This is a genomic window from Pectobacterium carotovorum (assembly GCA_016415585.1).
Taxonomy (GTDB): Bacteria; Pseudomonadota; Gammaproteobacteria; order Enterobacterales; family Enterobacteriaceae; genus Pectobacterium; species Pectobacterium carotovorum_K.
On sequence record CP066552.1, the window covers coordinates 1,166,204 to 1,180,067 of the forward strand.

Below are 13,864 nucleotides of genomic sequence, written 5' to 3' on the forward strand. Positions count from 1 at the left end.
ATTCGGAGTGAATGGTCACTTATGTTTAAAACAATCATAACCTTTCTACGCAAGCAGTTGCCTAAACTGAAACCCTCCTGGCTGCTTTTGGGCGTGCTACTGTGGGTTGTCGTGTTAGTTCTGGCCTGGTGGCTGGGGCCGCGTTTGACGGTGGGCGAGTCCCGTCCGTTGCAGGGAATCTGGGGCCGTGTGGTGTTCACGCTGGTCTGGCTGTGGCTGGCGTTTTCCTACAGCGCCTGGCTGGTCTGGCGTCGCGTGCAGCAGATGCGGGCGGAACGCCATGAACAGCAGGTGATTGAGCAGGATCCCTTACAGGGGTTTGTCGATAGCCAGCAGACGTTTCTCGATCGCTGGCTAGAGGCGTTTCAGACCCAGTTGGGTAAAAAAGCACTGTATGCGATGCCCTGGTATCTGACGATTGGTCTGGCGGGCAGTGGCAAAAGCAGCCTGATCCATCGCGCCAATCCGGCAAACAAAATGAATCCGAAGCTGGATGCGGAGCTGCGAGATGTGGCGGCAGGCCAGCAGGTGAGCAGTTGGGTCGGGGAATCCGCGGTGATTTGGGACCCCAGCGGACAGCTACTTGCCCAGCCTGAACTGGAGGGCGATTCACTCGGGCAGCGTCATGCTCGTCTGTGGCAGCACTTGCTACAGTGGCTCAGTGAAAACCGCCGCCGCCAGCCGCTCAACGGTCTGGTACTTACGCTAGATATCTCCTGGCTGGCGCAGGCTGGCGTCGCAGATCGCAAAGCCTACGCGCAGGTCATGCGCGCCCGCCTGCAGGAAATTTCCGTCAACATCAATACACGCTTACCAGTGTATATCGCGCTGACCCGGTTGGATATGCTGAGCGGCTTCGACAAGGTTTATCGCCAGTTGAACCGTGAAGCGCGTCAGGCGGTATTAGGGGTCACGTTTACTCCGCAGGCGAGCAACAGTAAAGGCTGGTTAGAAGAGCTGGAACGCTTCTGGGACGAGTGGGTCACGCACCTGAATGACAACCTGCCAGACATGCTGCTGACGCAATCGGACAGAAGTGTGCGCAATTCGCTGTTCTCGTTCGTTCGCCAACTGGCTGGCGTGAAAGATTACGTGATGGACGTGCTGACGGAAACGTTAGCGACGGGCGAGGATCGCGCGTTCCTGATTCGCGGCGTCTACGTCAGCTCTGTCTATCAACAAGGGGTGCCGTTCGATGCCTTTGCGCAGTCGGCTTCCCGACGTTATCAACTGCCCGAGCCGATTAACCCTGCGCTGCGCGGTGAATCGAATACGTTCTTTGTACAGCGCCTTTTCCCTGACGTCATTTTCCCTGAGGCCAGTCTAGCGGGCGAAAACCGGCTGCATAGCCTGTATCGTCGACGTCGGCTGAGTATCGGCGTCGGCTGTATGCTACTCGCCAGTCTGGCGCTGATTGGCAGCTGGCACCATTTCTACCGGGTCAATGAAGAAGCCGGACGTAACGTCCTGACGAAAGCTCAGGCTTTTATCGGTACCAATGAGCTGGAAGGTCAGCAGGGCTACGGCTATCAGCAGTTGCCGCGTCTGAATTTGATTCGCGATGCGACCTTATCCTTTGGTAATTACCATGAGCGCACGCCGCTGCTGGCCGACCTTGGCCTGTATCAGGGCGACAAGATTGGGCCTCATGTTGAAGGCACCTATCTGCAAATGCTGAACCAGCGTTTTCTCCCTGCGGTGATGCAAGGGCTGCTGGAAGATCTGAATCAGGCACCGGCCAATAGTGAGCAAAAGCTGACGATTCTGCGCGTGATGCGGATGCTGGATGATGCGTCAGGGCGCAATAAATCGCTGGTTGAACAGTTTATGGCGCAGCGTTGGCAGAAGGCATTTCCCGGACAGGGCAACGTGCAGGAACAGCTGATGCAGCATCTGGATTACGCCCTTGAGCACACCGATTGGCACAAGGCACGTGAGCAAAAAGATGCGGTAGCGATCAGCACTTTTGCACCCTTTAATCAGCCGATTACGCTGGCCCAGCAGGAACTGAGCAAGCTGCCGATGTATCAGCGCGTTTATCAGAGCCTGGTGATGAAGGCGACGCAGGTGCTCCCGCCAGATTTAGCCATTCGTGATGAAGTCGGGCCGACCTTTGATCCGGTGTTTTCCCTACGTAATGACAAAGCAGGAAGCGTGCCTCGGCTGCTGACGTATCCCGGCTTTAGCGATTATTACCTCAAGCAGGACAAAGCGCTGTTAGAGCTGACGGCGCTGGATGCCTGGGTGCTGGGACAGCGTGAACGTGCACAGTTCAGCGAGGCCGATCGGCGGGAAATTCTGCGTCAGGTGAATGACCGCTACATTACGGATTACATCAACCAGTGGCAAAAAGTGCTGGCGAACATTGATGTGCAGACGCTCGATACGCCGGAGCAGGCGCTCGATATTCTCACTGATATTACCGGCAACGATCAGCCCTTCCAGCGTGTGCTGACCACGGTGAGTGATAACACTCGTATCCGTAAGCTATCTGATGATGATAACGACACGGCGCAGAGTATTAACACGCGTACTGGTCGTCCGTTTATGACCATCAATGCGGCGCTGAGCGGACGCGGTGAGCAGGGGCCGCTGGTGCAAGAGGTCAATCAGAAGCTGACCGATCTCTATCACTATCTCGATCAGATCGTCAACGCGACCGATCCGGGGCAGGCGGCGTTGAAAGCGGTGCAGGCGCGGCAGGGGAATAAGTTTGCCGATCCGGTGTTCGCCTTACAGCAATATGCCCGCAGTCTTCCCGCGCCGCTGGATCGCTGGGTAGGGCAATTAGCCGGAGAGAGCGCGAGTCTGGTGACCGGGCTGGCGATGTCGTCGCTGAATCAGGAATGGCTGGATAAAGTCGTCACGCCATTCAATGAGAAGCTGGCGGATCGTTACCCCTTCGACCCGTCATCGAACAAGGATGTGCCGCTATCAGAAATGGAAATGTTCTTCATGACTGGCGGGACGTTGGACAGCTTCTATCAAACCAACCTCAAGGCGATGATGGAAAGCGGCATGCTGGAAGAAGGCATGGCATCGCCCCTACAGGCAGAGCTGGTGAAACAGCTTGAACGCGCGACCCGCATTCGCCAGACCCTGTTTAATGCGCAGGGCAGCCTAGAAGTGCATTTTGTTCTGGAACCGCTGGAACTGACGGCGAATAAACGCCGCAGCGTGTTGAATCTGGACGGACAACTGCTGGAATACAGCCACGGTCGTCGCCAGAAAACGCCACTGGTGTGGCCAAACAGTATGCGCGACGGTGCCGAGAGCAAGCTGACGCTGGTGCCGGACGATCGTGAACGTTCACCGCGCAGTCTGAGCTTTAGCGGGCCGTGGGCGATGTTCCGGTTAATCAATAGCGACCAGTTGACGCAGGTTAATGAGAACACCTTTGACGTGCGCTTCTCGCTGGAGAACGGCGCGATGACGTATCGCGTGTACACCGACGCCAGCCATAACCCGTTTGCCGGTGGTCTGTTTAGCCAGTTCACGCTGCCTGACTCACTTTATTAATTAACTCTCGGGAGCCTGCTCAGGCTCCCTATTGCTGGATGATGTGATATGCAAGATGCACAACAGGCTCTGAAAGTGGGCCGGGATCCACGGATGCTGCCGGAGTTTGACGCACTTCGGGCGGAAATTAACAAGCTGAGTCACGCGTCTCGTCCTGATGTGGACTGGATGCTGGTGCATGATATGGCCACCACCATCTTTGAAAAGCAGGGCGTGGATCTCCAAACCGCGATCTACTTTACGCTGGCCCGCTCACGGCTGGCGGGATTGACGGGGTTCACGGAAAGCTGTGAGTTTTTGGCGAACCTGATCGTGACGCAGTGGGATAACTTCTGGCCACCGTTGCATCAGGAGCGGGCGCGTATCGAGATGCTGGATTGGTTTATTGCCCGTATCAGCGAAGTGGTGCGGCAGTACGCTATTAGCCATGAACACAAGCGGCTGGTTTACCGTTGCGAACGTGCGCTGCAACTGATGAGTGAAAAGCTGCATAACTCGGGTTTGAGCCGCATCCCTCGCGTCGAGAATCTGCTGCACTTCGTTGAGGGCTATACCCATTTGTTTGATGAAACTGAGATTGTCATTGTGTCGGACGACCAAGAATTGAAAAAGCAGGATATGCAGATTCCACCCATGGTGTTTTTTCATTCAGACATGGAACCCAGCGCGACGGTGCAAAGCGGTGGTTCATCAGGCTCGGGTCAGGCTGCTCTGCCTGCGGGCAGCATTCTCATCGGACGGGAGAAAGGGCAAATGAAACCGACGGTATTGAAAATTGAGGCGCATAAAAAGCAGAAGCCTGCGTGGTTCTGGTTTGTCTCCGGACTGCTGACCTGCGCGTTGCCTGTCGCAGCCATTACAGGCTGGCAGTATTGGCAGGAACAAAAAGCCGATGCACTGGCGTTACTGCAACAGCCAGCCTACGCGTTGCCTGCCGCCCCCGATCATAATGACATTCGCCGGGTACGTATTGCTCTGGGCGAGCAGAAATTGCAGGGCATGGAAGGCGAGTTGATCAACCGCTATCAGGCACAACTGGAACAAGTGAAAAATGCCTCGCCTTTCTATCTGTATCAATACGGCAACGGATTGAAAAACGTGATGCAGCAACTCTATCCCGATTCGCTTGCGGTGAAGGAGATGGAGCGCCAATGGCAGATTGCGCTTGAACGTCAGCAGGGTGATGAGCCGAAAACGCTGGGTTACGAACAGGCTCGTGCCAGAGTCAACGAGACGTTACAGCAACTACTGGAATTGGAACGCCAGCGCCGGACGGTGACGATTTCCTATCTGAAATCAAAGCTCTACGATATGCAAAAAGACCTGATGTCGGACGTTCCCTTCGGGATACGGCTGCGGGAGCTTGAGGCGCGTAAAACCAAGAGCCAGCCGCTGACGCCAGCGGAGCTACGCGCGATGGAAGACGAACTGCGCGCCTTCAACGTTCGCTTGTTCCGTTTGCAGCAGAGTAATTCTGCCAGCTGATTGTCGTGAAGGGAAAAACCGCTGAGCACATGATGAAATACAAAAAATTAGTGATAGTCCTGTCAGCCTGTTGGCTGGCGTCATGTCAGGCACCCGTGACGTCGCTCTCTGAATCGGAGTTGGTGGTGTCGGCGAACCGGGGAAACGGTGAGGCGCAATATCAGCTGGCAAAGACGCTAGCTACGCGCTCGCAGTACACCGAGGCGATGCAGTGGATGCAGAAGGCGTCTGGCCTGTCTGAACTTCCGGGTAATCAGGAAATGCGAGCCGCCGCTGCGCTTCAGGTAGGCGACTGGTATCAGGCCGGGCTGGGCGCGCCCAAGAACAGCCCGTTCGCTCGCCAGTGGTGGACAACATCTTCACGTCTGGGAAATGGCGAAGCGGGGCATCGGCTCGGTATGGACTGTCAGGTTCAGCATCAAGGAAAGCTGGTGGCGGCCTGCCTGAGTGCTTTTGAATCCGCTGCGGCAAATGGTTATCCCCCCGCGCAGTTGATTGTCGCCCAGTGGCACGCAACGCATGCGGGCGGAGAAAAAGATGCCGTGTCGTGGTTGCTGAAGGCCTCCGAACTGGGTAATCGGGATGCGCAATACCAGTTAGCGCAGCGCTATGAGCAAGGTAAAGGCGTGGTGATCCGTCGCGATCTGGCCGAACGCTGGTATTTCCGCGCGGCGACGTTGGGGCAGGCACAAGCGCAGCTGTGGATGGCCCGACACGAAGATGGCGAGAATGCGTTGAACTGGTATCAAAAATCCGCGTCATCAGGTGATGCAGAAGCACAGCTTTGGCTAGGCAAAACATACCGCGAAGGTAAGCGCTTACCTTGGGATGAGCAAAAGGCGCGTTATTGGCTGGATCGCGCCGCATCTGGCGGATCGGGCGAGGCCGATTATTTGCTCAGTCAGAGCCAGACAACGCATGAAAAGCGCGAACAGTATCTGGTTCAGGCTTCCTCTGCGGGCTATATCCGGGCGCAACGCGAACTGGGTGAGCGGTTATTTAAAGCGAGCGAATTCGCGCGTGCGCGTGAAGAATATGCTAAAGCGGCATTAGCAGGAGACACTGAGTCCCGACTAGCCTATGGCGAGATGCTGCGGCTGGGGCAAGGCGGAAAAGAGGATTATGTCGAAGCAATGAAGCAGTATCGTCTGGCGGCGAATGACGGTAATCGCATGGCTCAGTATCGTATGGGGATGATGCGTCAGGATGGATTAGGCGCATCCCGCAATCGTATTCATGCCTACGCCTGGTACGCGATGGCAGCGACGGAGGGGATGAGTGAAGCCATTCATGCGCGTAACGATCTGGAAGCGACCATGCAGCCCGATGAAATCAAAGCTGGGCAGCGCTTGGCGATGCACTGGTCATCGGGAAAAGCAGAATAACGGTGGTGGCTCATCGATGGTAACTCGCTGGTGAGAAATAGCTAAAGCAGTACTGGCAGATCGTTGCGTTCTGGTCGGATTATAGTGGCAATAAACAGGCGGGTGTTGCGTGATAGCAACGCCCGTTTTTTTTACGATAATTTCAATTTTCAGGTGTGCGTTTTTTGCCCTGATGTGAGTGAGTGCTTGCATACACATAATAATCATGTGATTTATTTATCACCTAAAATAGACTGATTTCTATTAATTATAGCTTTATTAATAGGCAAGATATTTAATTAATTAATACCTAACTCAAACTTTCAGCATAACTGCGCATTCTGCGCAACTTTTTGCTCACTTTCTGGTTGAAATCACTTTTTGCGCAATGGATGCCGTTTTTTCGCGAGGTCTGCGCAACTTCTTGCTCAAATTTGGCTTAAGGAAAATTTTAGTTAAGTCATTTCTTATTAAAAACAACAAGATAAAAGTTGGCATGTGGATTGCTATACAGAACGTGAAGTTATTCAACTCGTTCAACAACAAGGAGCAAGACTATGCCAACTCCATGCTATATCAGCATCGAAGGTAAAACTCAGGGCAACATCACCGCGGGTGCTTTCACCTCTGACTCTGTCGGCAACATCTATGTGGAAGGCCACGAAGATGAAATGCTGGTGCAGGAATTCAAACACGTGGTTACCGTACCAACCGACCCGCAGTCCGGTCAGCCATCCGGCCAGCGTGTGCACAAGCCGTTCAAATTCACCGTCGCACTGAACAAAGCGGTCCCGCTGCTGTACAACGCACTGTCTACTGGTGAAATGTTGCCAACCACGACCCTGAAGTGGTATCGCACCTCGGTGGAAGGTAAGCAGGAGCACTTCTTCTCTACCATCCTGACCGATGCCACCATCGTGGATATCGACTGCAAAATGCCACACTGTCAGGACCCGTCCAAGCTGGACTACACCCAACTGATTGAAGTGTCGCTGGCCTACCGCAAAATTGACTGGGAGCACACCGTTGCCGGTACCTCCGGCTCTGATGACTGGCGTGCGCCGGTCGAAGCGTAATCTTTCTGTTTCTAACCCGGGCTTGTCCCGGGTTTTCTGTTTTTTTCTTTGGCGTGAGTTGTGATGTGAGCAGGCTCAGACCACAACGCAGGTTTTCATTTTAATTAGGATAGCGACGTACCGCTCCAACGGGAGCGGGGGCGTGCGGTAGCCATGGCGAAGGAAAAAGGAGAAGGCAGGTGGCAAATAGCACAGGATTGCAGTTCACCGTAAAGGTCGGCGCTCTGGAGGCAGGCACCTTTGCGGTGGTGGATTTCAGGCTGGATGAAGGGCTGAATCGGCCTTTCAGCCTGTCGCTGAGTCTGGCGAGCGCGTTGCCGGATGTCGATTTCGGCGCGGTGCTGGACCAACCGTGCGAGCTGATGATTTGGTATGAGGGCGAGCTAAAACGTCGGGTCAGCGGGATTATCAGTGGCTTCACGCAGGGCGATACCGGATTCCGGCGCACACGCTATCAGGCGGAAGTGCGTCCGGCGCTGTGGCGACTGGGGTTGCGCACCAACGCCCGTCTCTTTCAGGCACAAAAGCCGGAAGCGATTATCGGTGCGCTGCTGGAAGAAGCGGGCATTACCGACTACGCCTTTGCGCTGCGCCATGAGCACGCGCCACGCGAATACTGCGTGCAGTATCGGGAAAGCGATTTAGCCTTTATCACCCGTCTGGCCGCCGAGGAAGGGCTGTACTTCTTCCACGAATACGAAGAGGGAAAACACCGGGTGGTGTTTGCCGATGATGCGGGTGCGCTGACCAAAGGCCCCGAGCTGTTCTTCAATCTGGCGACGCAGGGGCTGAGCGAGGGCGAATATGTCCGTCGCTTTCACTATGCGGAGCGGGTCAGCACGGCGGAAGTCGAGCTGAAAGACTACAACTTCAAGACACCGGCTTACGGGCTGTCGCACAAGAAGATGAGCAGTGAGCTAGAGCACCAGCGCGAAAGCTATCAGCACTACGACTATCCGGGGCGCTATAAGCAAGACCCGAGCGGCAAGGCGTTCAGCGGCTACCGGCTGGATGCGCTGCGCTCAGGGGCGGTGACGAGCGAAGGGGAATCCAACTGCGCGGGGCTGATGCCGGGCAACACGTTTACCCTGACGGAGCACCCGAATGCGACGCTGAATGCAGTGTGGCAGACGGTGAGCGTGACGCACGTCGGGCAGCAGCCGCAGGCGCTGGAAGAGGAAAGCGGCGGCGAACCGACCACCATGAGCAACAGCTTTGCGGTGGTGAAAGGCACGACGACGTGGCGTGCAGCTATGCCGTACAAACCGATGGTGGACGGCCCGCAAATCGCCACCGTTGTCGGTCCGGCGGGAGAAGAGATTTACTGTGATCAGTACGGTCGAGTGAAACTGCAATTCCCGTGGGACAGATACGGCGCGAGTAACGACCAGAGCTCCTGCTGGGTGCGTGTCAGCCAAGGCTGGGCAGGCGGCCAGTACGGAATGATTGCGATCCCGCGCATCGGCCATGAAGTGATCGTCAGCTTCCTTGAAGGCGATCCGGATCAACCGATTGTGACAGGCAGAACCTTTCACGCGACCAACCCGACGCCGTATGTTTTACCCGCACACAAAACGCGTACCACGCTGCGTACTGATACCCATAAAGGCAGTGGCTTCAACGAACTGCGGTTTGAAGATGAGGCGACGCGTGAACAAATTTATTACCACGCGCAGAAAGATATGGATGGTGTCATCAACAACATTCATCGACAGAGCGTGGGGCGCGATCAGCACCTCAGCGTGACTCAGGATCAGTTCCAGCGGGTCGATCGCCACCGCCATCGAACGATAGGGAAAGATGATTTTGAGAACATTGGTCAGGATCATCATCAGGAGATTGGGCGGAGTTTTATTCAGAAGATTGGCTCTTCCTTCAAGCGCTTTATCGGCGGGGGAGAAATTACCCGTATCGAAGGGAGTCGTCAGACCACGATGTCTGGCTCTGAAGAGACGCTGATTGGGGCGCACCAGCGTATTCTGGTCAATACGGACAGCTATCTGAAAGCCGCGGATATCGTGCTGGAAGCGGGGCAGGCTCTGACCATCAAAGCACCTGGTGGCTTTATCAAGATTGATAGCGCGGGTGTCACAATTTCTGGGACGATTGTGAAGATCAATGATGGCGGTGCGGCGGGTGTAGGGACTGCGCCAGTATCCATTACGCCAGAAGATCCTACGAAGCCGACGCTGCCGGATGCGCCAGACAGACGTTAAGGAGGAACTATGCCAGGTGCTGCACGTTTAGGGGATAGCTGTGCGGGTCACGGCTGTTTCCCTGCCACCCCGATTATCGAAGGCAGCGGTGATGTCATCATCAATGGCAAACCAGCGGCCCGTAAAGGCGATGGGGTTTTGCTCCATGCCTGCCCTTGCCCCAATATGCCTCACGGTGTGCACAACCGTGCGATATCCGCGGGTTCTGGTACGGTCATCATCAACGGAAAGCTGGCGGCGCGTATTGGTGATGCGATCGGCTGCGGCGGCTCGGTTGCTGCTGGCAGTGGGAATGTGATCATTGGCGATTCACCCTATCAATCCCCGGTGAAACCGTGCGCCGAACAATCGGCAAAAAGTCGCGCGCCTCTGTTGGCATTGACGCCAATGCTATTGCCGACGTTAATGGAGTGGGCTTCGGTCGCCGAGCTGCCCATTCTTGATGACCTGCTCTCCGTTGCTCAACGTAAAGATCGCTATCTGGCGCGTGCCAAGTTGGCGACTGAAGCAGCGACGCTGCCGGGACTAGCTGATGCAGCAAAGCGGCTGGCGTTTAACAACGACAGCATTTTACGTGCGGAGGCGGCCCAGTATGTGTATTCGGTCGATGAATTCCGACGAGGCGTGCTGGATAAACTGCCTAAGGCGCCGGTCGGGCTGGATATTCTGGATACGAGTCTATTACCGAGCCTTAAAGGGGCAAAATTTATGGACCCTGATTCAGGGTTTGGTTCTGCTTTGTTCAAGTCTGCGATTAACGGTGAAACGATGCTGACCTATCGGGGAACGAACAATGCGGTGACGGGAGTGAAAGACTGGTTGACCAACGCAGGGCAAGGAATGGGGCTGGAGACAGAACAATACAAGCAAGCGATGTATTTAGCGAAGCAAGTGAAGGAAGCGATTTCTCCACCCCCTGTAATTGTCGGGCATTCATTAGGTGGTGGTTTGGCATCTGCTGGGGTTGGTGTGACTGGGTTACCCGGCTATACCTTTAATGCTGCTGGCTTGCATACCAATACAGTGGCGCGTGTTGGTGGCGCTGACCTAGCGAAAACCGCATCATTAATAAAGACGCAGGCGGTGGATGGTGAGGTATTAACCATGGCGCAAACCTACGGTAAGGCCTTGATTCCTGGCCTACTCTCTGGCGCAGGGGCATTGATTGGTGGCGCTGCTGGTGCGGTTCTTGGGGGAGCCATCGGTGTTGCAAAACTATTGGGAGGGGGCTTGCCGAAAGCAAGCGGTGATATGATGGCGCTTCCCGCAGTTGGCGGCTCGCCGATTGCTCGGCACGGTATGGATCAGGTTATCGCGGGTATTGAAAGCCAGAAAAAGGAAGATATCGGGAAGATAACCAATACATTCAGGGGAATATAATGCAATGGTTGGCACGTATAAAATGGTTGGGCGTCGTTATTTTGGGATTGTTAACCGCTTGTCAGGCAGGAGGACACAGTATGCGGGCGAGTGAACTTTTTGAGCCACCCGTGGTGGCGGTATTGCAGAGTATCCAAAAAGGTGACGAAGCAGCGGCGCGTTATCAGCTGTCGCAGGGCGTTAACCTGAATATTCAGGGCAAAGAAGGGGTGACGCCGCTGCTGTGGCTGATTTATGAAACGCAGGATAAAAAGGCCGTCACGCTGGCGCTTAAATTGGGTGCCGATCCAAATTATAAAGATGGATCTGGTGATAGTGCGGTGAACCGAGTATCTGGTGTTAAAGATCCAGACTGGCTTCGCATTATTCTGGATGCGGGGGGCGATCCGAATGCAATTGGGCGCCTTGGACAACCAGCACTATTTAGTGCCATTAACGAAGAACGCTGGGCCGATATAAAATTACTTGTGGCGAGTGGGGCTGACGTCAATTTAACTGATGAGCAAAAAACCAATAGCGCTCACTATGCTGCTTATCTTAACCAGTATGAAATCTCCTATTGGCTGATTGAGCAGGGCGCTAATGTTAATACCTATTCGGCTACGGGGGCTAGCTTAGCCTGGAGTGTTGAAGACAGCTTATCCATTATGTCTCCTAAATCGCCTCACTACCCTTGGGCACTAAAGGTAAAACAGCTGTTACTGGATCGCGGCGTTAAATTCCCACCGCTGTCACCTGCTGAAGTTCGGGATCGTTGGGAAAAAGGATTGCCAGTCTAGTTTTATTTTGACTCTCCGTTTTATTATTCATTTTACGTTATAAAAATAAACGGCATGTCTCGACCCGATAGTCTACGTGATTATTGGGTCGTTGCTGCTGTGATGAATACACGCTCATCGTATTAAATTTCATTTCATTTATTTACAGGCAAATAACGATGATGGCAAACGGTTATACCCTGTTTGAAATCAGCCAGTTTAATGCGCCGTTGTTCGCTATTATCTCGCCGTTGAGCTATCCCAAATTACCTGAATATTGGCAGGCTTTTCAACCTGCGGCGTCAGATATATGGCAGCAGCTGCATTTTGGCAAGGATGCCGAAAACTGGCAGATGTGGGCGCCTCTTGTGGTGAAAATAGAAGAAGGCAAACCAGGAGAAACACTGCTGCACTGGCTGACTGAGACACAGCCGGAGCGGCATGGTGGCGTGATCCTCATGCATGGCGAACTGACATTGCAGCAGATGGCTGATTTTTGGCAGCAGCGCATTTCCTGTCTTTGGCCTGATGGCACACGAGCGCTATTTCGTAGCTATGCACCAGAGGTTTTATCGGCCTGGTGGCCTACTCTGGATCGTGCTGCTCAAACGGATTTTCTCGGCTCGCTGAATAATATGTATTTACCCATAGTGAGTAGCGAACATGGGGAGTATCAGCTATTCGCACAACAGGAAATGAATAACGAAAATAAGAACGAAATTAAGAAAGACTATCAAATTAATTTAACGCGTTATCAATATTATCTTCTCGCTAATGACAATCGCCTACACCGGTTGGCAAATGAACTCTTTCTTTTTGTCAGCGCGAAATGTGTTTTTCCACTGGACATCGAAATAGTAAAAGAACGCTTTATTAGCGGCATTGCATTAGCAGGAAAATATTATCCCAAAGCCAGCGAAGCGGAGTGTGAAGCCTGGTCCGCTCATCGCTGGGTACTCGGTAGTGAATTTTATTTGCACCCGATCTTTATTCATCTGACAGAGCGCTATTCGATTGCGGACAGTATTCGGATTTTTAAATCCGAACCTGAACGCATTGAGAGCGTGCAACTTAATTACCATCGCCCCAGTTGGATGCGGGGAGAGTTACCTGACATAACGGAGGTCACGCTGTGAGTGTATCGCAACCTTTCCTTGAATTGACGCCGGAAGATGACGCTGTCTGGCAAACGCGTATCGCTCAGGGCGGCTGTTTTGTTATCGCCGAAGCGTCGATGAACGATGCTGTGCCGTGGCTGGCCGAACGCTGGGGGGGCAGCCTGGAACAGACGCGCTTGTACTGGGGTGAGGCAGGGCGCGTTCATGCCTCGGTGTCACCCTACTGCATCCCGCTTCATGCCGCTAACTGGTCGCAGGTGAAAGAACACATTGTCACCCAGCTTGGCTGGGGAATGGGTCTACAGCTGGAATGGTTTATGCAGGCATATTCACCGCTCGATCAACTGCTTGAGGTTACAAAGCATCTGCGACAGTGGAGCCTGGTGACCTCACCTTCTGGGGAGAATGCCATCCTGCGCGTGGGGGACTGGCAGGTGGTGAATCAGCTATTATCCGCCAGCTCCGCACAAGAAGCCTGTGCACTCTATGGCCCAATAGCCAGCTTCTGCGACATTTCCCCTGACGGCGCGGTACGTGCCTTAAATCTCACTGCCCGCGAACCACACTCTATTCCAGACATCCTGCCGCGCCAACTGAGTGACGAACAATGGCAAGCCATCATGGTGCCTTACGGACATCACAATCTGGCGCGCTATAGGGAACATCTGCGTGCTTACCATGCTGACTGGCAACACGCGCCTGATGATGAACTACAGGCGTTTACCCATCAGCAGACGGAACAGGCGAAAAACAACGGCTTTAACAACGACCGCGATATCGTGCGCTGGCTGGCATTGGCGACAGAACTCTCGCCGGAATTCATGCATCAGCCCTGGGCAAAAAATATTCTGATACAGCCTGAATACATTGGCACGCAAAGCCGTATGGATCGTCTGTATCAGGCAGCCATTGACCACCTGGACGAAGCATAAAATAAAAAGGACGTCA

9 protein-coding genes are annotated in these 13,864 nt (G+C 54.0%); all 9 read left to right on the top strand.

Annotation, left to right across the window (positions count from 1 at the left end):
• Positions 1–21 precede the first annotated feature (21 nt).
• Complete coding sequence (tssM, locus tag JFY74_05200) at positions 22–3,519, top strand: type VI secretion system membrane subunit TssM (protein ID QQG29458.1); 3,498 nt, start codon at positions 22–24, stop codon at positions 3,517–3,519.
• Between the two features lie 48 nt (positions 3,520–3,567).
• Positions 3,568–5,004 (top strand): type VI secretion system ImpA family N-terminal domain-containing protein, encoded by a 1,437-nt coding sequence (locus JFY74_05205; protein ID QQG29459.1) that lies wholly within the window; start codon positions 3,568–3,570, stop codon positions 5,002–5,004.
• 29 nt (positions 5,005–5,033) lie between these two features.
• On the top strand, positions 5,034–6,389 hold the full coding sequence (locus tag JFY74_05210) for a sel1 repeat family protein (GenBank protein ID QQG29460.1): 1,356 nt from the start codon (positions 5,034–5,036) through the stop codon (positions 6,387–6,389).
• A gap of 536 nt (positions 6,390–6,925) precedes the next feature.
• Complete coding sequence (locus JFY74_05215) at positions 6,926–7,444, top strand: Hcp family type VI secretion system effector (GenBank protein QQG29461.1); 519 nt, start codon at positions 6,926–6,928, stop codon at positions 7,442–7,444.
• 179 nt (positions 7,445–7,623) lie between these two features.
• A complete protein-coding gene (locus tag JFY74_05220) occupies positions 7,624–9,660 on the top strand; it encodes a type VI secretion system tip protein VgrG (protein ID QQG29462.1) in 2,037 nt (678 codons plus the stop codon).
• A 9-nt stretch (positions 9,661–9,669) separates the two neighbouring features.
• Positions 9,670–11,040, top strand: coding sequence for a PAAR domain-containing protein (locus JFY74_05225; GenBank protein QQG29463.1), 1,371 nt, complete (start codon positions 9,670–9,672; stop codon positions 11,038–11,040).
• An 80-nt stretch (positions 11,041–11,120) separates the two neighbouring features.
• A complete protein-coding gene (locus JFY74_05230; protein ID QQG30452.1) occupies positions 11,121–11,819 on the top strand; it encodes a hypothetical protein in 699 nt (232 codons plus the stop codon).
• A 158-nt stretch (positions 11,820–11,977) separates the two neighbouring features.
• Complete coding sequence (locus JFY74_05235; protein QQG30453.1) at positions 11,978–12,934, top strand: DUF4123 domain-containing protein; 957 nt, start codon at positions 11,978–11,980, stop codon at positions 12,932–12,934.
• Complete coding sequence (locus JFY74_05240; GenBank protein QQG29464.1) at positions 12,931–13,848, top strand: DUF4123 domain-containing protein; 918 nt, start codon at positions 12,931–12,933, stop codon at positions 13,846–13,848. Before JFY74_05235 ends, JFY74_05240 begins: the two co-directional genes overlap by 4 nt.
• Positions 13,849–13,864 lie beyond the last annotated feature (16 nt).